Origin of the sequence: uncultured Psychrobacter sp., from assembly GCF_947488565.1 — a bacterium.
Taxonomy (GTDB): domain Bacteria; phylum Pseudomonadota; class Gammaproteobacteria; order Pseudomonadales; family Moraxellaceae; genus Psychrobacter; species Psychrobacter saeujeotis.
Genome location: NZ_CANKZC010000001.1, coordinates 833,787 through 859,709 on the forward strand (window position 1 = coordinate 833,787; position 25,923 = coordinate 859,709).

Sequence of the window (25,923 nt, forward strand, 5' to 3'; positions counted from 1 at the left end):
TTTATTGATTAGCTGATTAATAGTTATGAAAATTAAAACATTAGCTGAAATTCTAGCTGAATCGCAGGCCGATTCAGTTAGTACACCTGCCTCAAAGTCAAAAACAGCCACTCAAAAATATCTGTCTAAAAATCCTGCCAAAAATAAAAGCGCTATCGTCAAGTCCAAATTTGCAAAATTCGGTCCTGAGCCTTCTTTATCAGTCAATGAGACGTTTGATGGTTTTAATGAATCTGACAACAAACCCTTACCCTCCTCTCATGGCCATACTGCTAAAACCAAATCCAAAAAGCGTAAGAAGCGTTTTCATCCAGCGGCTAATTTTGAACCTAATACAGTACCTACCTATCAGCCGCCTAAAGCGCAAAGTATTAAAGAGATACTGGCAGAGGTTAAAAGTGATGTTCATGAAACCAATATAGACGATAAGTCTGACATAGAAGCCAAGTCAGCTGTAAATTACAGTAGTGACGATACAATTAATCATAATGACGAAGACAGCGAAGTAGATAGTCAAACGGATAACTTACCATCTGCGTTAAAAGCCTACTTACGCACGCCTGAGCAGCGACAAGCAGATATCGATGCCATCAAAGCTGAGAGCCGCTTACGTTGGTTAGCATTTTACTATTTGTCGCGCCGTGAGCATGGCAAAGCTGAATTAAGACAAAAGCTGCTCGATAAAGAGCAGGATCCTGACAAAATCGATGCGCTGCTTGATGAGTTTGAGGAAAAAGGCTATCAAAGTGATTATCGTACGACCTTAATGCTGATTCGAGAAGGCATTCGTAAAGGTCGTGGACGCGGACGTATCAAGCAAGAGTTTTATCGCAAAAAAGTTGAGATGCCAAGCAATATAGATGAGCTTATTGATATGGCAAATACAGAGTCCGATGAATTTAGAGACTTTGTTGATGATAGTGCAGAGAGCTTGGTTGAAGGCGTCGACTGGCTAAAGCTTGCGGTAGAGGTACGTACTAAAAAATATGGAAACGATATCCCTACTGAACAAAAAGACAAGGCGCGCCAGCTGCGGTTTTTGCAGTATCGAGGGTTTAAAACTGATGTATGCTTTGCTGCGCTCAACTATACATCAGAAACACTAGATGAACGCTTTTAACTGGCTTTTGTAGTCAACTTATTACTTATTGTTTGAAACAAAAACGGTCAAAAAAAAGAGCACATTATTAAATGTACTCTTTTTTAGACTAAAACATGTGGGACTGAAACTGAGAGGTTTCTTTCCTATTTCAACATACCAAGACGACTAGATAACTGACTGACGATCTGATCGATTTCTTGATTGGCCTCTGACTCATTGTCTAGGTTACCGTGCGGAGTTAGCTGATTAAACACTTCTGGTAATAATTCAGCCAACCCTTGACGTACTTCTACATCATTAGCACCAGTATGCGCAGCAACCTGCTGGATTTCGCTCTCGTCAAACAAGCGACTAACATCATTGGGGTCTAAATTGTCATTGAGCTCATGATTGCTCATCCAAGAGCGCGCTTGCTTGTCATAGCCCATACCAGTAACTTTAGACAATGCACCACTAAGGCCACCGTTACGTTGTATCCAACTAAGCACCATAGGCATAAGAGCGGCGACTAACATGCCTTTACCACCAAAGCCACCTCTCGTACGCTGGCCGCCCAATACACCACCTAGGATATCGCCCAGCCCACCTGCACCAGAAGTGATACCGCCGCGCTGACCACCACCAGTCAAGCCGCCTAAGATATCATCCAAACCCAAACCATTATCTGACTGACGGTCATATTGTTGCGGATTATACTCACGTGTTTGGTTACGACTACCTGTTAATACGCCACCCAAAATATCGCCAAGACCGCCTGTACGACGCGGATTAATGTTTTGATTGACCGGATTACGTTTAGAATCTTCTGGATCCATTGCACTGCGAGCAACTTGTGTAATTAAATTTCCTAATAAACTCATAATGTTTCCCTCTCCTTATTTTAATCATATTGTTATGCATGACATCATAGCTATTTATAGTATGGATAGTCTTGTTAGACAATATAACAAACCGTGTTAACCATCGGCATAGGTATTTTGTTATCACACGTAGTGCTTCGTAAGGTTGCCACCCAACGACCAATAAGAAGAGTCTTTATAAAATTATATAGCAATATAGGTTTTTTGAACCTTAACCTTAATCGTGCTTCTTATTTACTATAGTGGCTAAGATATTTAATTGTTGCCAATGATCAAGGCTGACTTGATCACGATAGATAGTAATGGTCAAAGAGCGCATAAAAGGTTCAGTAGTAACAAATTGGAAATTTAATAGCCATTGATAACGATGAACATTGTTGAGATCAGCTCGCCATAATTCATCGCCGCGACCAGTACGCATAAGCAACTGCCACTCTTTATTTAGATGATTGTGTAAGGGAGGCTGACTTAAATGTAGTAGTATTGGCCTTGATAAAGCCAAATAACTTATCACTGCTGCACTCACTATCAAAATTAAAGCGTACTGCCACCATGACAGCTTGGCAAGCCAAGATAATAAAACGATCGAGATTGACAATCCTGTATACATTAACGTGCGAAGTCGACTGCCATATTTAATAGCAGTATCGATACGTAGAGTAGGCAACTGAACCGCAGTAGAATCATACATCGGTTAAAACCAGTCCGTTATGACAAATCTTTCCCATGACGCCACGTTTTAATTTTTTTGACCAGCGTCCATATTGCCTCATCATCTGGGCGCGCCTGATTGGTAAAATAATCTAATAGATCAGGATCTTCATAAGTAAGCATATTTGCAAAAGCTGCTTGTTCAGCAGGATCTGCTGTCAAGTAAAGCTCTTTAACATACGGATCGATATAAAAATCCAACTCTTTTAAGCCGCGGCGTGCTTGATAAATAATCCGGCGCTGTTCGTTGGTAGGCTCTGGCTGGCTTTTGACTGTCATAATTTTGATCTCATTGAAGATAAGTCTAAATAAAAATACGTTACGGCATTATAGAATAGTCATTGTCGTTATTGGACTCTATTTTGCTCGTAAGCAGATAACTGATTCCATAATGCCACCGCTTGCTGCATCATAGGGACATTATGCGTACGAATAATACAAGCACCTTGTTGCAGCGCAAACAAACCAGCTGCAACTCCTATTGTATCGCGATCAGGGGCTTTAATTGTCGCAAGCTGATCAAGGCCACTGTTAGCCAATACTTCAGCTAAAAAGCGCTTACGCGACACGCCAAACATCAGCGGTAATCCAAGCGCTTTTAATCTATCAAGTTGGGTCAATAGTGCACGATGATGTTCATAGTTTTTAGCAAATCCAAAGCCAGGATCTATGATTATCTTATCACGCTCAACGCCGAGAGCTATTACCTCATCGATACGAGTCGTTAACTCAGCACTCACTTCACTGACTATATCATCATAATGCGCCAAACTACTCATCGTTGTTGGCTCACCACGCATGTGCATAAGCATTACAGGAACATCAAGTTTGGCTGCCATTGCAATTGCACCTTCGCGTTTTAAAGCACGTACGTCGTTCCAAATATCTGCGCCTGCTTCAACAGCGGCTTGTATAACTATAGGATTACTGGTATCAATAGATAGCCAGGCTTCCTCGCCAAGTTGTTGCCTTATTGCCTCAACGACTGGAACCACACGCTCTACTTCTTCAGTAGTCGCCACAGAGTCGGCATTTGGACGAGTAGATTCGCCTCCTATGTCAATGATGGTTGCTCCTGATTCAAGCATATACTGACAATGTTCAACTGCTTTATCAATAGCATTAAACTGGCCACCGTCCGAAAACGAATCCGGCGTCACATTTAAAATACCCATGATATGGGGCTGAGATAAATCTAGCTTTTTCGTAGGACCATATAGCGTATAAGCTGGTAAAGGGTCGAATAATGACATAACTCATCCATCAATGATTATATTTTATAAATAATATATTCTGTCATATAAAAGATCATAATTATATCTAATAGTAGAACTAACACACAGTCTAACCGGATGTCTGTCACTTATAACACTAATGATTAGTATTGCTAGTCGCTACCAAAAATCTTAAACCATTAAAAAAGCCCTTTATGAAAAGGGCTTTTTTATAATAACTCTAGGTTCGATTTTGACTTACATTGCTGGTAATGGGGGCGGTGTTAAACCGGTTGGTTTAACGTTACCTTTACCCAAATTGACCCCATGCTGATAAACCTTAGGTGGACGTGGTTCTTCACCTGCTAGAATATCTTGCAACTGGTCACGGTCAATCGTTTCCCATTTCATTAATGCATCGACCATTGCATGCATTTTATCTTGGTTGCCTTCAATCAGCTCACGAGCAATGTCATACTGCTCCTCTAACATACGGCGCACTTCTTCATCTACTTTTTGCTGTGTGGCTTCTGAGATAGTACGATTGCTAGAACCAAAATAGCCTTGTGAACTATCGTCATCCTCATACACCATAATACCAAGTGCATCGGACATGCCATACTTAGTGACCATAGCACGAGCCATTTTTGTGGCACGTTCAAAGTCGTTAGAAGCACCTGTTGACATCTGGTTAATAAACACTTCTTCTGCAATACGCCCACCAAACAAAATAGCAATGTCGCTGAGCATTTTTGACTTATACATACTGGTCTGATCATGCTCAGGCAGTTGCCATGTTACGCCAAGTGCAAATCCACGCGGCATAATTGTTACCTTATGGACAGGATCAGTACCCGGTAATAGTTCAGCAACCAAAGCATGGCCTGATTCGTGATAAGCAGTTGCACGGCGCTCTTCTTCACGTATCACCATAGATTTTCGTTCAGGACCCATGTATAGCTTATCTTTAGCATCTTCAAAGTCGTTCATGTCGACGCTGGTTTTATTACGACGAGCTGCAAACAATGCGGCTTCATTCACAAGGTTAGCCAGTTGTGCACCGCTAAATCCAGGTGTACCACGAGCAAGAGCATTTGCATCGACAGCGACTGTATTGGGCAGTTTCTTTAAATGCACTTTCAATATCTGCTCGCGACCTTTGATATCTGGCAACCCTACTTGTACTTGACGGTCAAAACGACCCGGACGCAATAGCGCTTTGTCGAGTACATCTGCACGGTTAGTCGCTGCAATGACGATAACGCCTTCGTTACCTTCAAAACCATCCATCTCAACCAACAACTGGTTAAGCGTTTGCTCACGCTCATCATTACCGCCACCCATACCAGAGCCACGATGACGACCAACAGCATCAATCTCATCAATAAAGATAATACATGGCGCACTCTTCTTCGCTTGCTCAAACATATCACGAACACGAGACGCACCAACACCGACGAACATTTCTACAAAATCAGAACCTGAGATTGAGAAGAAAGGCACTTTAGCTTCACCAGCAATGGCTCTTGCCAATAGTGTCTTACCTGTACCAGGTGGCCCTACCATCAAGATACCACGTGGAATGGTTGCGCCAAGCTTAGTGAACTTATCAGGATCACGTAAGAAATCGACGACTTCAACGACTTCTTCTTTAGCCTCTTCACAACCAGCAACGTCTTCAAAATTGACGTTAATTTGGTCTTCAGTCAGCATCTTAGCTTTAGACTTACCAAAGCTCATCGGGCCGCCACCTTTACCACCAGCGCCGCCCTGCATGTTGCGCATAAAGAACAGAAATAAACCAATAATCAATAAGATTGGGAAACTGGCTATTAGCAATTGCATCAGCACGCTTTGACGTTTAGGCGCAGTCCCTTGGACTTCGACTTGGTTTTCACGTAATAGAGGCATCAACTGCTCATCAGTCACAGCTGGCCTAATGGTCTCAAAAGATGAACCATTTTTCTTTTCGCCGATGATTTGCTCGCCGTCGATCTCAACACTGGCTACTTGGTTTTCGGACACTGCGGTCACAAACTCAGAGTAGTTAAGGTTATCCGGCTCAGATGATTGATCAAAGCCGCTAAACACCAGTACCAAAACGCCGATTACCACCAGCCACAATAAGGTATTTTTTACCATGTCGCTCACTAGTTATTCCCATCCCTTACTTATTGGTGTGTTTACTAGACACGTAACGCCTATATAAAAATGTAATATAAATTCATCATACATTATCAGACGACTTTGCTTGAAACAAAACAAAGTTAATATATCATGATATGTGGTTTTAACCTGCATAATTCAAGCAAAAGCTGCGTTTATTCAGTTAGCAATTGTAGCGGTTTTACACGTAATATGACGTACTTTATAAAATCAATCATAAACTATTTATTATATACAACCTATTGAAATAACAAGTTATTTTATTGCTATCCAAAACATCTCTTTAGACCGTGGTCTTGATGCTGCAGGTTTGATACTACGAATCTTACTAAATTTGGACTGCATCTGCTTGCGTAATTCCTGTGACCCTTCGCCCTGAAACACTTTCATAATAAGCGCGCCACCTTTAGGTAAGGTCTCCAAAGCAAAGTCCACTGCAAGCTCGCATAAATATATCATTCGCGGTTGATCGACCGCACTGTTTCCGGCTGTATTAGGCGCCATATCAGACAATACCACATTTACTTGTCTGTCACCGACCTCAGTCATAATTTTGTCGAAAACATCTGCTTCTCTAAAGTCCCCTTGAATAAAGGTTACATCTGCTAGAGCGTCCATAGGCAAAATATCAGAGGCGATCAATGTACCGCTTTCACCGACCAGTTGACTGGCGACTTGTGACCAACTACCAGGTGCACTACCCAAATCTACTACTGTCATTCCAGACGATATTAATTTAGCCTTTTCGTTGATCTCAAGTAGCTTGTATGCAGCACGCGCACGATAGCCATCTTTTTGCGCTCTTTTTACATAATGATCATCAATATGTTCTTTCATCCAAGCACGGCTACTTTTTGATAAACCTTTATTTTCAATGCGCGTGGCCAAAATACCTGCTCCTATTACTTTATGGTGTCATGTAATTTACGATGTCATAATTTTTAACAGACGACTGACTAAACTTTTATTAATTAAAGATGGTCGCATTTTTTATTCAGTATCGGCTATATTATGCTGATAAACCCATTCGATAATACCCATTAGAAATAATCTTATTTTTATAAATAAATTTAAAGGCATTATTAACGATTTAGCAGCTTTATGATCCAGCAGCGTTTATAATGCAACGAGTTATTCAGTTTAACATTTTCATCACGTAAAATCGTGCAAAATGGTACTGATATCATGCAAGATAGTCATAGATTATTTATAATGAATATTAACTTTTTTAATAACATGGTTTTAGTCATGTCGTTTAGATAACATTGCTTCTTATTTATTATGACTTATTATGGCAATTCAACCATTTTAGAACTGTTTTTTATTTTTACTAAAATTTAGGAATACTATGCAACTTGATAACGCTACGATTAAACGCTTAAAAGGTATTGGTCATGAGCTCAAACCCATTGTCATGATCGGTAATAATGGCATTACTCCTGCTATCACCGAAGAGATTGAGCGCGCTTTGACTGATCATGAACTTATTAAAGTAAAATTACCAGCTGGCAGTAAGCATGACCGTGACGTAGTCGCCACTGAGCTTGCAACCGCAGCCAAAGCCAATGTGATTCATACTATTGGACGTATGGCGTTATTGCTACGTCAGAATCCAAATGCTAATCCTAAGTTATCAAACTTAGCACGTCATGCTCAATAATCAGTATCTATGAAGCGTATAAAATAGATTGAAAGAACAGCCAAAACTATAGAAGCTGCGTTGCATCATCGCTCGTGGCTTTTATTTTATTCCTCATTTTATCAAATCTACATTGACGATCTTTTCTATGATGAATCAAGTACTATGAGCCAGCTATTTACCTTACGATTGGCAACCGACACCTTATCGGCTGATGCAGAGCAAATCGGTGTAGCGATTGAAGAGCTACAAAAAATACGCATTAACGTAGAAGCCTCGATTGTGCTGTCAACACGCCAACTTTGGTTGAGCTACCAAATACAGCTACCATCCGTTAGGCTAGCTGCGCAGCTAGATTGGACAGCATGGCAACAATCAAAAGTCCGTTTTACCGACTATTTATGGGAGCGTACTTGTCTTGAATGTTTTGTCAGTAGTGAAGTTTTTGATGCAACAGCTAGCTATATAGAAATCAATGTTAATCCAAACGGGCAATATGCTCTTTACAAATTTGATGAATATCGTACACCATCGACACTGCCTCCAGTACCATTGATGCAAGCAAACTGTACTACAAAAGCGAACATCACTTGGGCTAAGAGCGCCTCAAACCAGCAAGCAGAACCAATAAACCGTCTAAAACCACACCCCACACTGGCAAACCACTTTGTGGATTCAACCATCACCAAATTTACTCCGTACTATCAATATCGACGCTGCTTTGGATTGTCTTTAGAACAGCTCTCACTCAATGCTCATAACCATAACTCATCCGGTGATATCGGCATAAAGCTATTACATCCATGCGTCATTCTACAGTTTGGTAAAACAAATCTGTACTTTGCCCCAGCTCATGCTACTCCGTCTGACTTTCATCAACACTACTATTGGACAGCACTGGATTTGCAAGCTGCACCAACGAAATAGCTTTTATAACGTCAAGCAACGTTTAATGACTGGTTGGTCTTTTGAATAGCCCATAGCAGATAGCAGATAGCAGATAGCTTTGATAGTTGAACGATGATAAAAACAAAAAAAACTCAGTAATGTCATAAAGAGCATTACTGAGTTAGGAGAAAACGTTAAAATAATAAGTTTAAGCAATTTACTTATATTTTATTTATCAGCCATGGCTAGGTAGATACCACGATCTGAGGCATCGTCGACATATTGCGAATCACGCCATGTGGTATAACTATGTACACCGCTATATGGGCTAATACTGTTCTGGCGGAAGTCAGACACCCAACCTGAACCATCAAAAATCTGTATATGACCATGTGGGCGTTTTGAGCTACGGTCATAGACTATGACATCTCCAACTTGAGGCGTCATGTCATTGCTGATTTTAGTAAAACCAGCATTGGCAAGTGTACCACGAGAGGCGTACTGATAAGCTGAAGGATTTGGAGTGAACTCATAACCAGCTGATTGCAAAGCCTTACGCACGTAGCGGGCACAATAACCAGAGCTTCTAGAAAGAGCAACTCTTGACGCACGAGCAGCTGCAATAGCAGGGGCAGAGTTACTATCTGGTATTCTGCTGCTTGCTTGCTGCTGACGCTCATAAGATAAGCGGCTGGTTAATGAGGCTAATTTATACTCTTTTTGTTTGGCATGAGCGCTTAAGTTGTCAATAGCTTGGCTAATTTCATCATTGCTAAAAACATGCGCGCCACTATTAGTGCTATATATATTACGACTAGAACCGTAGTTCTGAGACACTGAAATATTTGTGATGGTATGACTCAAGGTATTATTTGGCTGAAAGGTGGTTTCGGCAGCACCACTCGTTTGTGCTAAACCCATTCCCAATACTGACAAAATTAATAAAGCTTGTTTCATAAATTTACTACCTATTGTTAATACAAGATTGCTTGTCATCCATGACAAGACATTAATTAATTTAGAAGACGTATCACTAAGTAACCGTGATAAAATTCAACATACTCAATTTATTTATCGACCTTTATCACCCAATGGATGAGTAAATATAATGTCGAAGAAACAGCCTAATCAGCTAGCTAAACTTATTGATCATCAGGCATTTGCTGGTAGCGCCCTACCTCAAGCTTTAACTGAAAATATGCAGTTTTATGCACAGATGACTCATGAACTAAAAACACTTCTAATTGATTGTCTACCTGAAGAAATACTTGCCAATTGCTGGGTCGTTGGTTTGAGCTCTGAGCAACTAACATTAAGTGTAGGCTCTGCTACTGCAGCCAATCATATTCGTTATCTACAAAGTGCCTATCTACGAGTATTAACAGAACAATCGATTACATTTAAACAACTTAAGAAAATAAAGGTCATCGTTTCAAAAACGAGTTCAAATAAATTGTTAAATGAAAAGAATTTATCGTCAATAACAAGTGACCTAAACTCTCATAAAATTGGTAAAAATCAGGCTCTTAGCCAAAACACAAAGCGGACTATAGCACAGGCTGCAGAGCATGTCACGACAGATAAAAACCTCAAAAAAGCCCTTTTAAGGCTGGTAAATGAGTAAAAAACCCTCTTTTACAATGTAAACTTATGTAAATAAACAGGAGAAAATAAGCTGTTAACGCTGCGTTTTTGTAATTCTACAAACAAAAAAAATCATCTGTTAGTCAGAACCCAATTGAGAGTTTTGACCAACAGATGATTTTTAGAAAACCTTGAGCTTTTGAATACTCTAGGCTTCAGCTACCCAATCAAACAATATAAAATCATATATTCGCTAATGTGGTTATAATTTGAGCATTATTTTGCTTAAACTATGTAATCTTACGTAAGTGTTGCGATACTTCCTGTATATTCCTGTATTTATCCTTCAACTATTAAGCCTGTTAAAGGCAAATATTCGATTGGACAAGTTACGTTGTCATCAAATGTTACAATTTCAAAGTTACTCTCATCTGATAAAATTTCTCGGACTAGCATATTGTTCAATGCATGTCCCGACTTATAGGCATTAAAACGACCTATAATGGGATAGCCAATCAGATATAAATCGCCTAAAGCATCCAATATTTTGTGACGAACAAACTCATCAGCAAAACGTAGCCCTTCAACATTCAAAATACGAGCATCATCGATAACGATGGCATTATCCATACTACCGCCTAATGCTAAGTTATTTTGTCTTAGAGTCTCAATATCTTGTAAAAAACCAAAGGTACGGGCTTCACTTAGTTGTTCAATAAAATTCTGTGTTGAAAAATCTAATTGAGCATGTTGAAAGTCTTTATCAAATGCTGGATGATCAAAATCAATTTCAAAATTCAACTCATATCCTTCATATGGATGCAGCTCTGCCCATTTGTCATCAACTTCGACACGCACAGGTTTGACGATTTTCAAAAACTTTTTTAGCGCTTCTTGCTCAACAAAACCTGCTTGCAATAATAGACCGACAAAAGGCGATGCACTGCCATCCATAATTGGTATCTCGCTTGCCGATACCTTTATTAATAGGTTATCTACTCCAAGCCCAGCGATTGCACTCAGTAAATGCTCTACTGTACCAACACGCGTCCCACCGAAAACAAGATTTGATGACATCATAGTATCTTGTACCAAAAAAGCACTGGCTGGTATTGGCGCACTACCAACAATGTCAGAACGCTCGAAAACTATTCCAGTATTAACTGGTTGCGGATGAAACTCCAAATCGACAGGCTGACCACTATGCAAACCAATGCCTGTGATAGCTATCGCTTTTTCTATGGTTCGTTGATTCATGGCTGTTTTCTCACATAATTTGTTACAATTGTCATAGTGTACCATTAGCAGGCCTTAATTCGCTACAGTTATGGCACCGTAATCTTCTTATACCCATGATTTATATATTAAATAATCATATAAGTATCAATCTATAATACTTATAAAGGTTCCTAAAAGTACTGATGTCAGCCTAGACTCTTACAAAAAAAGGGGCATGTGTACCTTTTTTTGTATAAATACAAAAAAACCAGCACTATTGTGCTGGTTTTTTATGTTTAATACATTGTTGATGATATATTTAAGAAATATATAAAAAACAAATGTAAAAATATATACTTTACAAATAGTATAGTTATCTAAAACATACTATTTGTTCTGTTGACGTTTTAGATAATCTTGAATGCTATTGGTTTTAGTTTGCGGTTGTTCTTGAGTAGATGTAGAACGTACGCCATTATCTTGATACGTCTGATTTTGCGAATGCTTTTGACTGTTTAATGCACTGGTATGTAAGTTTGGATCTACTGATTGGGTACTAGTGACAGAAGGTACTGGCTGTTGGACTTGAGGCGCTTTCTCCATCTTTTCATCCAATGTTAGACCTGTGGCTATCACAGTAACATGCAAGTCATCACCCATCTCTTCATCAACAACTGAACCATAGAAAATGTTTGCTTCATCAGTATCTGTTATACCTTCAACAATCTCACTGATTTGACTAAACTCATCTAGCGATAAAGTTTCAGAAGAAATAACGTTGACCAATAGACCTTTCGCGTTTTCCAAGCACAGATCATCCAATAAAGGTGACTTGATTGCTTTTTCAGTTGCTTGACGCGCACGATCATCGCCGCTCGCACGTCCAACACCCATCATCGCATGACCTTTAGCTGTCATTGCCGTACGTATATCATTAAAGTCAATGTTGACAAGACCTGAACGAGCAATAGTTTCAGCGATACCTTGTACTGCATGCAATAAGACGTCATCTGCTTTTTTGAATGCATCCTTCATTGAAATATTGCCGTACACACTCATAAGCTTATCATTAGGAATAGTAATAATAGAGTCAACGAAGTTTGTTAATTGCTCAATTCCTGCTTTAGCAGATTTATTACGCTTACCACCTTCAAACTTAAATGGTGTCGTAACGACTGCCACTGTCAACACTTCCATCTCTTTAGCAATACGCGCGATAACAGGCGCTGCACCCGTACCTGTACCACCGCCCATACCAGCTGTGATAAATACCATGTCTGAGTTTTCAAGTAGCGTTCGAATCGCTTCTTCTTCGCTTTCTGCTGCTTCGCGTCCGACTTCTGGATTGGCACCCGCCCCTAGACCACGATTACTTTTGGCACCAAGTTGCAGTTTATGCGGTACGGTTAGACGATCAAGGGCTTGTCTATCAGTATTGGCACAGATAAACGTCACGCCTTTGATACCTTGCTGTACCATATGTTCTACAGCATTACCGCCACCGCCGCCTACACCGAATACGGTAAAACGAGCTTGGCCGTTGCTTTGAGACTGGTTATCATCTGGCATGGTGTATTTTGACATAAAAAAGGTTCTCCAGTTGCAGATAGCGTGATGGTCGATACGTGACAACGCACTCGTATAAAGTACTATCGACTTACTATATATAAATACATACAAATAAAATAATAAAGATGAGGTTCAATCAATGTGTGTTAAACCTCTATTAAAACATGTTACGCTGATAATATAATCATACAGTACTACGATAGTCTCAAAACACGTATATCAAACGCCTACTTTCAATCGTCCATGACAGATATGGGTTAAAAATACTTAAGGTTTTTGTGTATCACCTCAAAATCTTAAAGTATTTTTTTCAGGACACTAGTAAAACGTTGACCGACATTTTGGAAGGTCCCTTTTATACGACCTCTTTTAATGGCATCGGGTTCACTTTGCTCACTATGACGAAATTGCTCACTTTGACTATAGAGCAGAGTACCAAATGCCGTTTGATAAGCACGATTATTTACCTGCATACTTAACTGCTTAAACGATTCCTCATTATCGAAATGGTTATAAGCACTGATAGCAGGATGAGTGTTGGATAACACCACAGGCATTTTTAATAGCCTTTTAGCAAAAGGTATCATACCTTTAATAGTACTACCACCACCGTTAAGCACAATACCTCGATCAATATAACCTAAAAGCTCGGCTTCATGAAGTTGTCGTACGACTTCAGTAAATATCTGTACATAACGTGCCTCAATAATGCGCGCTAAATTATAAAGACTGACGTTAACTTCATCACCTGAACCTTGCGGTTTAAAGATAAAGAACGAGCTTGGATCCATACTATTTATATCTACTGTGCCATGTGATTTTTTGAGCTTTTCAGCTTCTATCATAGAAATACCGATATCGGCTGAGATATCCATGGTTACTTCATGACTACCACTGGCTATACAGTGAGTAAAAATAAGTTTGTTTTCTTTATATACACAAATACTAGTGGTACTCGCGCCTATATCTACTAGACAGACACCTTGCTGGCGCTCTTCACTCATTAGGCTATATTCGGCACTTGTTACTGCATCAAAAACAATATGATCGATACCAACATCACAACCTTGCAATAGCTTTTGAATATTTTGACGGCTAGAGACTGGCATCATCATCATGTGATACATAACCGTGATGTTTTTTGCGATCATCTCAATCGCATCATCAACCATAGTATCCTGCTCATCAATATAAATACCTTGCTGACAACAATGCATTAAATAATAATCAGAGGGTAAGTCTTGAGATTTGGCATTAGATAATGCTTGTACCATATCCCTAGCACGTACTACCTCTTCTTCAACTGCAACATTACCGATACTGTTTTTACTAGATAACTCAGGCGTCGCAAGTGTCAGCCATACACTATGCACACGGCAATTTGCCATATCTTCAGCATCTTGAATGGCTTGTTTGATTGCACCCTGTAAACGTTCGCGATGCTTGATTTGGCCTTGATAAAAATCACTATTTTTGACTTGTCCAACACCCATGATACGTATGTCTTTTGCAGAGACAACGCTACCAATCACCACATAAACTGCAGTGGCACTTAGATGGACAACAACCAGATTTTCAGTATTTTTCATGTTACCAAACAAATTATCACTAAATAGAAGACTATCTGCTGTCTCTATTGAATCACTAGAACAGTACTATTTGATTCGCTCTATCATTCATAGTACAAAAATTGTGCAACTATCCTACTCATATAACCAGACCACAAAGCATAAACTCTATATCACAACTGGCTCGTCGGAGGCTCTACCGACGACTCTTTTACTTTCCACGCTATTGTAAAACCATTTTTATAACGTAAATCTATCGATTGCATGTTGTCGCGACGATCAGCCAATTGATTGTTCAAAAGTTGACTCAGATTGAGCAGCTTTTGGGCAGTATTTTCGTTATCAACAATGACCCGTAGACCGTTATCAAAACGTACCAGCCACGTCATGCGAGGTGTTAGAATAATATCCTCTACTCGCATATCAAGCGGAACATACCAATCGTTGATTTGTTGCATTTGCTGCATAATCACAGGTGCTTGGTCTACTTCACCTTGCAATGTAGCAAACTGCGGCTGAATCAATGCTTCATTATCAGCTGGCACGAATACTGCACCTTTTGCATCAACCAGTCGTTCCGTACCAAAATTGGCTATTGCTTGTTTAGGTAATGCAGTAATGACAATACCTTGTTGCCAATCTCGAGTCACACTAATTTCATCAACCCAAGCAAGACTCATGGCAATATCTCGTAATGCCTGTAAATCAGTCGTAAAAAAACTGCTTACTTTCTGCTGGTTCATGGTCTGCTGCAGTGCTTGATGCTGAGCAGTAGATAAGTCTTGTGTATCAACATGAATAGCCGCTGGCGGTGCATCACGTAAAGCTTTACCACCCATTAATAGTATTAACAACAATAACCCTATTACCAGAGTCGTAAAAATATACTTTACCCATACAGGTATTTGTAAGCTAGATCCTGGGCGACGGACGTCATTACTCATCAAGTCAGTTGTTCCATTGACAGTTTGAGCCATAGTCACACTTGCCCCTATGCTTGTTATATATGGTTAATTTATTAGACACTTTAAACAGATAGCTGTTCTGCCACTAAATGATTTTTATCATAATTGTATTATTTTTATCATAACAAACACTCAAAACAAGAGGTATATCATTTACATAACCCAATCACCACAATATTAACGTATTTTGATGGTAAACAATAGCCTAACCCATGCTGTAGCCAGTGATTTTACACAAGTTTACATGAAGCTGAGATATAGCAGGGCTAGTGATACAATATGACATGGCATTATATCCGTTTTGTTCAATATAGTACTAGGAAAATTACCTATTTAGTTTGATAAACCGTAATAAAATTCATTTTGTATAAAGTAAGCGATGACCATCAGTCTCTACTTATCCTTTTATACATTAAAGTGTTTGTGCCAATATGTGCCAGCACAACGTATCAAAATCCATGCCGTAAGCCTTAGCAGCCATGGGCACTAAACTATGGCTGGTCATACCCGGGACAGTATTGATCTCAAGTAGCCAAAAGCTGCCCGCCTCATCTTGCATCGCATCAATACGTCCCCAGCCTTTTGCATCAACCGCGCGGAATGCTGCAAGGCTCAACGCTTGCAAATGCTTTTCGTCAGCATCGCTCAAACCACACGGAATATAATAACTGGTATCGTTACGGTTATATTTTGCTTCAAAGTCATAAAAATTGGTAATGTCGGCAGGCTCAAGACGTATTACTGGATAAGCTTCGTCATCGATAACAACAATCGTAAACTCGCGTCCAGTAATCCAGCGTTCAGCCATTACTGCATCACCGCACTGTACTGCCGTTGCGTATGCTGCAGGCAACTCGTCAAGGTTGTTGACTTTCGTCATGCCAATACTTGAACCTTCATGAACGGGCTTAATAATTAAAGGTAGCCCTAGCATGTTGACGACTTGCTGCCAGTCAGTATCAGCCGTTAGTAATGAGAATGGCGCTGTTGATAAGCCGCAGCCCTGCCACAATTGCTTGGTACGTACTTTATCCATGCCAAGTGCTGATGCTAAAATTCCTGAACCTGTCTGCGGGATATCAAACCATTGCAACACGCCTTGTAACAATCCATCTTCGCCGCCGCGACCATGTAAAACATTAAACACTCGATCATACTCACGAAGCTCGGTAATGTCTTGGTGCTTAGGATCAAAATGCGTGGCATCAACGCCTTGGTTTTGTAAAGCTTGCAATACTGCTGCGCCACTGTCTAATGATACGCTGCGCTCATTGCTACTACCGCCATAAATGACAGCGACTTTACCAAACTCACTGGCATCTTTGACTTTGCTCGTCGCAACACTTAATGATAAGGCTTGGCTTGGCTGGTTATTTTCTATACCATCTTTCTCTACTTGAGCAGCTGCTGCTAAAGCTGACTCTGGATTGGTGATAAGTGTTTCATTATCAGCACCATCGTTGACACTATTGAAAGGATTTGTGTGTTGATTGTCATTAATAGTCATGAGTACGATTTCCAAAAATCTTTTAAAACTTATTTAAGATATAAATCATTTGCAGCCAAATCGATTGCAATTTGGCCAATATTACCAGCACCTTGGGTAAGAAGCATGTCGTTGGCTTTTAAAAGGCGCTGCATAACGGGCGCAAGATTGTCTTTATCAATAATCGTAGGCTCAACGGCGCCGCGAAGACGAATACTACGTGCTAGTGCTTTGGTATCAGCGCCTGCGATCGGACTTTCACCCGCTGAATATACATCTAATAGTAGCAATTCATCCACGCTTGAGAGCACTTCAACGAAATCATCAAAGCAATCACGCGTACGGCTATAACGATGCGGCTGAAACAGCATCACTAAACGACGATCTGGGAAGCTTTGGCGCGCCGCTTTAATCGTGGCATCGACTTCTTTTGGATGATGCCCATAATCATCAATCAATAAGACATCACCCTCATCAACACTGACAGAAGCATGTTGCTCAAAGCGGCGACCGACACCTTCAAATTTTTGTAGAGCACGCTCAATAGCGTCATCATTTACCCCTTCATCAGTTGCCATGGTGATAGCAGCAAGGGCATTATAGACATTATGAATACCTGGGATATTTAACGTTAAACGTAGTGGCTCACGGTCACGGCGCAGTACCGTAAAGTGAGTCTTAGTGCCTTCACTAACCACGTCAATCGCTTGCACATCATTGAACGGCTCAAGTCCGAAAGTTAGTACTGGACGGCCAATATCATCAATCATTGCATACAGCTCTGGATCGTCGCCACATACCACAGCTAAACCATAAAACGGCATGTTTTGTAAAAACTGAATGTAAGCGGCTTTTAATTTATCAAAGCTGTTTTCATAAGTTTCCATATGATCTTGATCGATATTGGTGACAATCGCCGCCATTGGATGCAATGACAAGAACGATGCATCAGACTCATCCGCTTCGGCAACTAGATAGCGACTGCTACCAAGCGCAGCATTTTTTCCTGAGGCATTCAGCTTACCGCCAATTACGTAGGTCGGATCGAGCTGCCCTTCTGCCATCATAGTGGTTAATAAGCTAGTCGTCGTGGTCTTGCCATGCGCGCCAGCAACCGCAATACCATGACGGTAACGCATTAATTCGCCAAGCATATCAGCGCGGCGTACCACTGGTAGACGCGCCTCTAACGCCGCTTTTACTTCAGGATTGCTACGATCAATCGCTGAGGATACAACGATGACATCTGCATTCGCGATATTTTTAGAATCATGACCAATTGATATCTCGATACCAATCTGCTGTAGACGCCGCGTTACCACGCTATCAGCGATATCAGAGCCACTAACTTGATAGCCTTGATTATTCATAACCTCAGCGATTCCGCACATTCCCGAGCCACCAATACCAATAAAATGCAAATGCTGAATACGGCGCATTTCTGGTATTTCAATCAAACGCTTGGGTAGAGCTTTCGCGGAGGTAGACATAAAAGGTTCTCTTTATTAAAGGCCAATAAATTTATTGAATTAGTTGTATAAACAATCAGTTATGGAAACAGTAGCTTCTGAAGATATAGGCTACAAGGCTTGCCAAATAATATCAGCAACTTGGCTAGTGGCGCTACGATTGGCAAGGGCATGGCCTTTTTTTGCCATCTCTAAGCAAGTGTGGCGATCAAGCGCTGCAAGCTCATCACTCAGACGCTGCGCTGTTAGCTCAGACTGCGGTAATAAAATCGCAGCATCGTGTGACGTCAAGGTGCGCGCATTGGCAGTCTGATGGTCATCAACTGCATGCGGTAGCGGCACAAAAATCGCGGCAATACCGACATTTTGAATTTCAGTAACTGTCAACGCGCCTGCTCGACAAACGATAATATCTGCCCAATTGTACGCCGCTGCCATATCGTCAATAAATGGCTGTACAGTGAACTTATGAGCGCTTAAATCCTCGCTATCGTAAGCTGTTTTTGTCGCTTGCTCGTTGTTACGACCGCACTGATGCTGTACCTCAAAAGGACGGTCTATTAATGAGAGTGCCTTAGGTACGGTATCGTTTAATACTTGCGCGCCCAATGAGCCACCAACGACTAATAGCTTTAAAGGTGAACGATCACTGATATCGTAGCGCTTAATCGGTTCAGCGACACCCGAAATCGCATTGCGTACTGGATTACCAACGCTTTCAAGCTTTGCATTTTGTGTACTATCAGCAAAGGTATGCTCAAACGCTTGTAGTACCTTAGTTGCAATCTTCGCCAAATAACGATTGCTCATACCAGCAATGGCATTTTGCTCATGAATAATTAGAGGCGTATTGGTCATACGTGCTGCAATACCGCCGGGTGCTGTGACATAACCGCCAAAACCCACCACCATATCAATCCGATTGCTACGAATAATTTTGACTGTAGCCATCGTCGCTGATAGCAAGGTAAAAGGTAACTTGGCTAAGCGCGTGATACCTTTACCGCGTAATCCCTGCATCGCAATAGGATGAAAATCATAGCCAGCTGGTTTGACCAAATCATTTTCCATACCGTTTGGCGTACCTAGCCAGTGAATGACGGCACCGCGTTGGGTCAATTCCTCAGCAACTGCCAGCGCTGGGAATACATGGCCACCAGTACCAGCGGCCATCATCATTATGTGCGGTGTCTTCATTAACGCCTGCCTTTCTTATCTTTACTGAAATAAATATTAAGTAGTAGCCACTCATATATTAATAGTAATAATTCACTATAAAAGCTCATACACTAAAGCTCGCATAGTATAGAGGAATTTATGCTCATTTATATAGCACTTTATCGCTTAAATAATGGGTTGAAACACTTTAATGCCAAACAATAAAAATGAGAGATATCAAAAAATTAATAACCGCTCATCTTCAAAATACAAACCTTAACAACGAGCTTCTATCGCTATCATAAAGTCTGTCGCAATATCCGTACCACACTGATCATCAATCTCACGTACACAAGTTGGACTGGTGACGTTAATCTCGGTAATACGGCCACCAATTAGATCTAAACCAACGAACATGAGACCTTTTTCTTTGACAACTGGGGCGACAACTTCTGCCACTTGACGTTCAATATCGGTAAGCGGCATGGCCACACCGCTACCACCTGCAGCTAAATTACCACGGGTTTCGCCCTTGACTGGAATACGTGCCAAGCTGTAATCAACCACTACCCCATCGACGATCAACACACGCTTATCACCCTCAACAATCTCAGGTAGATAACGCTGTGCCATAATTGGCAGGGTCTCAAGTTCAGTCAAGATCTCCAACGTTACACCGATATTGGCACTGTCGGCGGTCAGACGAAAGATACCAGTTCCGCCCATACCGTCTAATGGCTTAACGATGACGTCTTGTTGCTCAGCGATAAACTTACGAATGTGGGCCTGATTACTGGTCACAATCGTTGGGCTCATATACTCGCTAAACCAAGTGGCAAATAACTTCTCATTACAGTCGCGAATCGCTTGTGGGTCATTGACCACTAGCACGCCTGCCGCTTTGGCATGATCGAGCAGGTAGGTTGCATAAACAAAACGCATGTCGAACGGTGGATCCTTACGCATCAAAATCACGTTATAGTCACTGACCGGACCTGTCGCTTTATCGCCTAACGTATAGAAGTTTTCGGGGTCACGCTTTACCGTTACTGGCTGTGTATCGACCATCAACTGCCCACGATCCAACCATAGATCATGAATCTGACAATAACCAAGCGTATGACCGCGGTCTTGAGCGGCCCACATCATTGCCAAACTGGTATCTTTTTTATAGTTGACCTGCTCGATAGGATCCATAATAACGAGTATTTTTAGAGATTTTTTTTGATTTTCTTGGCTCATGATAAGGCTCACTTACGTTATATTATAAATAGGCAGTTATTAAAATTGACAGACACTTAATCTATAGGCAGGTATTTATAAACCCTTATTTATAAGTACCTACAATATACTAACGCTTGAATACAGCTCAAGAACAGCATCCTAACCACAAACTATACCCCGTACTGCTCGCGGTAATGCTGCATCTTTGCCAGTTGGGTCGCGTCTTTATACTGGCCGCTTTGTACACCATGGTCGTCTGCTAAATAACTGATTAAATCATCAATATTAACGAGAGCATGTACAGGCACTTCTAGCGTCGCGGCAAGCTCTTGTATAGCAGAATGATCATTTTGGCCTTTTTCCTTACGATCAAGAGCAACAATAATACCAGCCACACTTGCACCCGCTTGCTCTAATATTTCCACCACTTCGCGCATCGCAGTGCCAGCGGTAATCACGTCGTCAAGTACCCAGACAGCTTTGCCACTGACATCAGCACCGACTAAGTTACCACCCTCGCCATGAGTTTTGGCTTCTTTACGGTTATAACCCCATTTAGCATTGATACCATGATGCAGCCATAACGCTTGCGCGGTTGCCGCCACAAATGGAATACCTTTATAAGCCGCGCCAAAAATGACCAGCTCTTGCTGCTCTGCACCGTTATTGCTAGCTGCCATCTGTTCGGCCATTTTCTCAGCCAAGGCATCTGCATAACCGCGCGCTAGTAACGATAACATCTCACCAGTCGCAAGCAAGCCTGCATTAAAAAAATACGGGCTGATACGGCCAGATTTAAGCACAAACTCACCAAACTTTAAAACTTGATTGTCTAAAGCGAGTTGGATGAATTGATGAGATGAAAAAGACACGTTTTGAGCAGGTTGAGCATTAGTCACTGGGGCATTGAGCATTATGGCATTCCTATTAGCAAAATAAAGGTTAGCAAAATAAAGGGCTAAAAATTTGCATTATTGTACGCATTATTGATCAGCTTGACCAACCATTGATGTCGTAATCCTGCATATTCGGATAACGAGTCAGTAGGCCACTACGCGATGAGAGATTAAAATAGCATTGACCATCATGGCTCACTTGTATGTCCCAGCCTAAATGGTAAGCCGCAGCAATAATATGTCCTGCAAATAGTCGAATCTGGCGATACTGATAACGCTGTGCTGGCTCAAGATCAAGCTGGCTGAGCAGGTAGCTACGAACATGCTGACAGATTTGTGCCGCGCTATAACGGTGATTAATAGTTTTGCGCGTACTACATTGCTTTAAAGCATGAAGAGCGACACTACAAGCCATAATATCTGTCGCCAAACTGCCCTCGCCTGTCTCAAACTGCTGCGGCTGTAAAATCACTTGCCAGTCATCAGCATAAAGACTGTTGAGTAACTCATCAGGATTATAACGTTTGGTCAACGCACGTAACGAGGCAGAAGACGCTTTGCTATTATTATCAGAGTCGCTATTAGAGCTGTTAGGCCTGTTATTAGAGCCACCGTCATTTTTATTGGTTTTTACTGGACTATCAGCAAGCGCAAAACCATAACGATTCAGTTTTGGATGAGCGCGAATCGCCTGCTGAATATCCGACATATCTAATAAGGTCATGTCGCTTAGCGGCGATAATAACGGCTGTTCGCTATGGTTCTGATAAAAATTATCAGGAAACTCGACAAGCTTTGCCGCATTTAATAATGACAAATGCTCAGCCAATGCCTCTGACGCCACCAACTCCCATTTCGACAAACTGTCTTCATTAGGCTGATAAAACCGCGCAGAATTTCCATAGAGCCGTCGCAATTGGCCATTTAGGCGTCGAGCAGGCTCCGGAATGTCACTCAAAGGCCGCGCAGGGTCAAGTGGCGATTGACTCGGATCAAAGTTTGGGTGCACGATCGCAGGCTGCTGTGAATCAGCTAGTATAGACAATTGGTCAGCCTTTTTTTGTATATGGTTTCCTGCCAGCTTATCGCCTATTGCTGCAAGTTCAGCATTGGGTAAGCGATTATCAGAAGTAGAAGGCTGGGTCATGAAATCTCCATAAACTATAAAACATAAAATCAATTCTAATCAAATCAAGCTGTCATCTTACTCTTGATGACTCAAAATATCACGATAACCTGCTTGCCAATCAGGATAATCGAGCCAAGCTAACGGAATGTTGCTATGTAAGCGTTTCCCCGTAACCGCTGTTTTTTTATTATCAATAGCAGGAGGCATCTCTCCTATCTGCTCACTTAACCAAACGCCCAGCTCAAAAGTCGTGACTGGCGCATAGTCAGTGGCAATATAAAGGGGCTTTGGTGCGTCGATGGTCAGGACGTTGGTGATAATATTGACCAAGTCGCGATCCATAATACGATTACTCCAGTGCGCTGCTGCCACTGGCTCTTTTTGTGGCTCGCGGGCTTTACGCAGGCGCATGAGACGCTCACGTCCGTAAATCCCGCTCGGACGAATGATAATGGCTTTATTACCAAAACCATGTTGCAGCGCTTGTTCTGCTTGGAGTATCACATTGGAAGCTTCGCGCTCAGGCGTAACAGGCGCAGTATCTTCATCAATCCATTCGCCACTATCTTGACCGTAAATACCCGTTGAGGAAATAAAAACAACGCGCGCAAGGTTGGTTAGCTTATCCGCAAGGGTTACTAAATGTTGATTAATCGCCAAATAACTGTCGTGATAGCCACTGGTCGAATACTCATCAGGAGTGACGATAATTGCAATATGAGTAAAGTCTTGCAGCTGCTCAGCGCTAAGTGTCAACGCATCAGCTTGCATAAACTTTGCATTACTATTCAAATCATAATGTTCGCGTTTACTACGGGCAAGACCGGTGACCGATAAACCGTCCTCAGTAAGTTTATTGGTGACTGGCAATCCGATATCACCTTGTCCAATAATCAGTAAATTTCGCTTACTCATTTTATATCCTTAAAAATAGCGTCTGTATGACAATTGCACATCGTCATTGGCATCGACGCGATCTTGCCAATCGTAGTTGGCATTAATGCGTAATGCTTGTGTTTTATCGATATCGTATTGCAGACCTAAGCTTGAGATCGGCTGCCAATAATGACCGCGAACGTTAGAGTCGTCACTGCTGCCATGATACCAATATGGCAATTGCAATTGGGCCTGCGCGCGTAACTGATTGTTAATCTGATAACGGCAGCCAGCATTCACGCCTGCGCCTACGCGAAAGCCCTTGTTAATCCCGCGCCCGGCTTGCCCTTTCCCTGATAACAGGGCATAGCATAGCTGTGGCGGCATCTCACCAGTACCAGCACTAGGTGTACCGAACGCCCACGACCAGCCAGTTTCATAGCCAACGCTCCCAACTAGATGATCCCGACCCTCGGCTTGCGATCCATCATTCACGCGCGTCGCCTCAATACTTGCGCCCCAAGTCTTGCCTTGCTTGGCAGTATTGACCGGGTTAAAAGAGCGTCCGCGCAGCACAGTAAAGTTTTCTAATACCACGCTGTCAGGTTCATTGTCCTTACTGCTATCAGCATCATAAAAGCGTAGCGTAGTGGCGAGCGCTTCTAGATTGAAAAACTGTGAAAATCCTGACGCCCGATCAAGGGTGTCATGAAAGCCTAGACGTAACCCAACATCGACATAGCTGTTGTCACCGCGCTGACCAATACCAATTTGAGCCACTTGCAAAGGGTGCCTGTCGATAGGGTTATTATCCGAGGCGACAATACCGTGATCTATAATCGTTTTTTGGTCAGCCTCACCAGCAGATATACTTGATGCCAAATTGTGCTCTGCTGATTGAATATCATGAACGTCATCTTTAGATAATTGCTGATAACCAAGTGCTGCTGCCTTCGCTTTATTTAACTCGGCCTGGCGCACCGTACCGTCAGATGGCGTGTAACGAGCATCTGCTAATATGGCTTCGTCATTAAGCAGTTGAATCACGTCGGAAGGAATGACAACATAGGGCAATTGACTGAGCAAATCTTGCTCAGGGCGCACGACATCAATCAGACGTAAAATCTCAGAAGCACAGTTATCCGTTGTGAAATAATAAGGAATATCTAAATCCTTAGTTTCCCATACATGCAATATAATCTGCTGCACTTCTGCGGGTGTTAAATCCAACTGATACGTCCACGTATCACGCTCATCGTCTTTGAGATACTTGGCCAGCTTTTCTGGATAAGGATCAATCTCAATCCTATTATTATAGCCGCCGCTAGTTGATTTAATAGCATAAACGGCAAAAGCGTCATCAGGATTACCATCGACGGTGTCATTGAGCGCGTAAGCATGATGAATTTGGCTAGGATCTGCTGCGCTGGCTGGTGAGTCAATACGCAGCAAGGTATGAGCAAAAGCGGAGATTGGATTGTCCAAATACTCCTCAGCAAACATAATCGACAGCTGCTCGGGGTTCAGCATGGCCATCCACTCTTTAAGCTCAGGGCAGTCAGCTTGCAAGCTCGAACTATCAATGCCCAGAGTCTCAGTAAGCCAGTGCGTGCGCGCTGGAAAACGACAAATGGCTGAGTTTGAATTATTGGTAGACTGTGTGGTTTGAGAGGCTGCGATTTGATTGGCAAACGCCACAAGCATCGCATCAAGCTCAGCACTGGCATCCTGTTGACCATTCGCACTGAGAAAGAACTCTGGACTATCGATTAAGCTTTTGGGCGCACCTTTATTAAAGAGCGACTTTTTATCATCCAAAAAATATAATAACCGTCGCCACGTTGTATGTTCGGCAAGGTTGTCTGCCTGTACTTGCTTGCGCCATGTGGCTAGTAGCTGTTTGGCCTCTAGTGAATGAGCTTGATTGTTTTGCACACTCTTATCACTATCTAAGTTCACCGCTTTTACTTGAGGCACAGAATTTATATCAGGCGCTAACTCTCCTGTCGTCACTAGTGATGCTGGCGTTGGCAAAAAAGCCTGCGCATTTGCAGAGAGTAGTAGCCCAGCAATGGCAATCGGCAAACGTGCTCGATGACTGCAAGCTCGCAGGCTAATTGCGCTTAAGGTACAATCTACAGATATAGAAGACGGCTTTATAGACATAAGGTAAAATCTCGCACGTTATTATTGATACGCTG

Annotated in this window: 23 protein-coding genes; 4 read left to right on the plus strand and 19 right to left on the minus strand. The window is 41.8% G+C overall.

Going from position 1 to position 25,923, the window contains the following annotated elements; translation table 11 throughout:
• Nucleotides 1-25: 25 nt before the first annotated feature.
• Nucleotides 26-1,120 (plus strand): regulatory protein RecX, encoded by a 1,095-nt coding sequence (locus tag Q0890_RS03330; protein WP_299217587.1) that lies wholly within the window; start codon nucleotides 26-28, stop codon nucleotides 1,118-1,120.
• A 125-nt stretch (nucleotides 1,121-1,245) separates the two neighbouring features.
• Here the strand turns inward: Q0890_RS03330 and Q0890_RS03335 are convergent, their stop codons facing one another.
• From Q0890_RS03335 to Q0890_RS03360, 6 genes are all read right to left on the minus strand, one after another.
• On the minus strand, nucleotides 1,246-1,962 hold the full coding sequence (locus Q0890_RS03335) for a YidB family protein (protein WP_299217589.1): 717 nt from the start codon (nucleotides 1,960-1,962) through the stop codon (nucleotides 1,246-1,248).
• Between the two features lie 217 nt (nucleotides 1,963-2,179).
• A complete protein-coding gene (locus Q0890_RS03340) occupies nucleotides 2,180-2,653 on the minus strand; it encodes a hypothetical protein (RefSeq protein WP_299217591.1) in 474 nt (157 codons plus the stop codon).
• Nucleotides 2,654-2,670: 17 nt separating this feature from the next.
• Nucleotides 2,671-2,952 carry a succinate dehydrogenase assembly factor 2 gene (locus Q0890_RS03345; RefSeq protein WP_299217594.1) on the minus strand — a complete coding sequence of 94 codons (282 nt, stop codon included), beginning with the start codon at nucleotides 2,950-2,952 and terminating at the stop codon, nucleotides 2,671-2,673.
• Nucleotides 2,953-3,020: 68 nt separating this feature from the next.
• Nucleotides 3,021-3,926 (minus strand): dihydropteroate synthase, encoded by a 906-nt coding sequence (folP, locus tag Q0890_RS03350; RefSeq protein ID WP_299217597.1) that lies wholly within the window; start codon nucleotides 3,924-3,926, stop codon nucleotides 3,021-3,023.
• 219 nt (nucleotides 3,927-4,145) lie between these two features.
• A complete protein-coding gene (gene ftsH, locus Q0890_RS03355; protein ID WP_299217600.1) occupies nucleotides 4,146-6,038 on the minus strand; it encodes an ATP-dependent zinc metalloprotease FtsH in 1,893 nt (630 codons plus the stop codon).
• 270 nt (nucleotides 6,039-6,308) lie between these two features.
• Nucleotides 6,309-6,941, minus strand: coding sequence for an RlmE family RNA methyltransferase (locus Q0890_RS03360; RefSeq protein ID WP_299217603.1), 633 nt, complete (start codon nucleotides 6,939-6,941; stop codon nucleotides 6,309-6,311).
• A gap of 460 nt (nucleotides 6,942-7,401) precedes the next feature.
• Here Q0890_RS03360 and Q0890_RS03365 point away from each other — a divergent pair, with 460 nt between their 5' ends.
• Both Q0890_RS03365 and Q0890_RS03370 read left to right on the plus strand, forming a co-directional pair.
• Nucleotides 7,402-7,713, plus strand: a complete 312-nt coding sequence (locus Q0890_RS03365; RefSeq protein ID WP_299217606.1) for a YhbY family RNA-binding protein — start codon at nucleotides 7,402-7,404, stop codon at nucleotides 7,711-7,713.
• Between the two features lie 144 nt (nucleotides 7,714-7,857).
• On the plus strand, nucleotides 7,858-8,619 hold the full coding sequence (locus Q0890_RS03370) for a hypothetical protein (protein ID WP_299217608.1): 762 nt from the start codon (nucleotides 7,858-7,860) through the stop codon (nucleotides 8,617-8,619).
• Between the two features lie 189 nt (nucleotides 8,620-8,808).
• On the opposite strand, the gene Q0890_RS03375 is transcribed toward Q0890_RS03370, so the two are convergent.
• Nucleotides 8,809-9,537 carry a CHAP domain-containing protein gene (locus Q0890_RS03375; protein WP_299217612.1) on the minus strand — a complete coding sequence of 243 codons (729 nt, stop codon included), beginning with the start codon at nucleotides 9,535-9,537 and terminating at the stop codon, nucleotides 8,809-8,811.
• Between the two features lie 151 nt (nucleotides 9,538-9,688).
• On the opposite strand from Q0890_RS03375, the gene Q0890_RS03380 reads away from it, so the two are divergent.
• Entirely contained in the window at nucleotides 9,689-10,204 is a 516-nt protein-coding gene (locus Q0890_RS03380) for a DciA family protein (protein ID WP_299217615.1), read from the plus strand.
• A 299-nt stretch (nucleotides 10,205-10,503) separates the two neighbouring features.
• Here Q0890_RS03380 and lpxC read toward each other — a convergent pair whose 3' ends face one another.
• The 12 genes from lpxC to Q0890_RS03440 form a co-directional block, all read right to left on the minus strand.
• The gene (lpxC, locus tag Q0890_RS03385) at nucleotides 10,504-11,421 is read right to left on the minus strand and encodes a UDP-3-O-acyl-N-acetylglucosamine deacetylase (protein ID WP_299217617.1); all 918 of its coding nucleotides are present in this window, start codon (nucleotides 11,419-11,421) and stop codon (nucleotides 10,504-10,506) included.
• Between the two features lie 348 nt (nucleotides 11,422-11,769).
• Nucleotides 11,770-12,966 carry a cell division protein FtsZ gene (ftsZ, locus tag Q0890_RS03390; protein ID WP_299217620.1) on the minus strand — a complete coding sequence of 399 codons (1,197 nt, stop codon included), beginning with the start codon at nucleotides 12,964-12,966 and terminating at the stop codon, nucleotides 11,770-11,772.
• A gap of 281 nt (nucleotides 12,967-13,247) precedes the next feature.
• Entirely contained in the window at nucleotides 13,248-14,540 is a 1,293-nt protein-coding gene (ftsA, locus tag Q0890_RS03395) for a cell division protein FtsA (RefSeq protein WP_299217622.1), read from the minus strand.
• A 152-nt stretch (nucleotides 14,541-14,692) separates the two neighbouring features.
• Complete coding sequence (locus Q0890_RS03400) at nucleotides 14,693-15,496, minus strand: cell division protein FtsQ/DivIB (RefSeq protein WP_299218001.1); 804 nt, start codon at nucleotides 15,494-15,496, stop codon at nucleotides 14,693-14,695.
• A gap of 400 nt (nucleotides 15,497-15,896) precedes the next feature.
• Nucleotides 15,897-16,991: a D-alanine--D-alanine ligase gene (locus Q0890_RS03405; protein ID WP_299217625.1), complete on the minus strand. Its 1,095-nt coding sequence runs from the start codon at nucleotides 16,989-16,991 to the stop codon at nucleotides 15,897-15,899.
• A 29-nt stretch (nucleotides 16,992-17,020) separates the two neighbouring features.
• Complete coding sequence (gene murC / locus Q0890_RS03410) at nucleotides 17,021-18,460, minus strand: UDP-N-acetylmuramate--L-alanine ligase (RefSeq protein ID WP_299217628.1); 1,440 nt, start codon at nucleotides 18,458-18,460, stop codon at nucleotides 17,021-17,023.
• A 90-nt stretch (nucleotides 18,461-18,550) separates the two neighbouring features.
• Nucleotides 18,551-19,636 carry an undecaprenyldiphospho-muramoylpentapeptide beta-N-acetylglucosaminyltransferase gene (gene murG / locus Q0890_RS03415; RefSeq protein ID WP_299217631.1) on the minus strand — a complete coding sequence of 362 codons (1,086 nt, stop codon included), beginning with the start codon at nucleotides 19,634-19,636 and terminating at the stop codon, nucleotides 18,551-18,553.
• Nucleotides 19,637-19,873: 237 nt separating this feature from the next.
• Nucleotides 19,874-20,839, minus strand: a complete 966-nt coding sequence (gene gshB, locus Q0890_RS03420) for a glutathione synthase (protein ID WP_299217634.1) — start codon at nucleotides 20,837-20,839, stop codon at nucleotides 19,874-19,876.
• Between the two features lie 152 nt (nucleotides 20,840-20,991).
• Nucleotides 20,992-21,735, minus strand: a complete 744-nt coding sequence (pyrE, locus tag Q0890_RS03425; RefSeq protein ID WP_299217637.1) for an orotate phosphoribosyltransferase — start codon at nucleotides 21,733-21,735, stop codon at nucleotides 20,992-20,994.
• Between the two features lie 76 nt (nucleotides 21,736-21,811).
• A complete protein-coding gene (locus Q0890_RS03430; protein WP_299217639.1) occupies nucleotides 21,812-22,864 on the minus strand; it encodes a hypothetical protein in 1,053 nt (350 codons plus the stop codon).
• Nucleotides 22,865-22,921: 57 nt separating this feature from the next.
• Entirely contained in the window at nucleotides 22,922-23,761 is an 840-nt protein-coding gene (locus Q0890_RS03435; protein ID WP_299217642.1) for an SDR family oxidoreductase, read from the minus strand.
• A gap of 9 nt (nucleotides 23,762-23,770) precedes the next feature.
• Entirely contained in the window at nucleotides 23,771-25,888 is a 2,118-nt protein-coding gene (locus tag Q0890_RS03440) for a DUF4105 domain-containing protein (RefSeq protein ID WP_299217645.1), read from the minus strand.
• Between the last annotated feature and the right edge of the window lie 35 nt (nucleotides 25,889-25,923).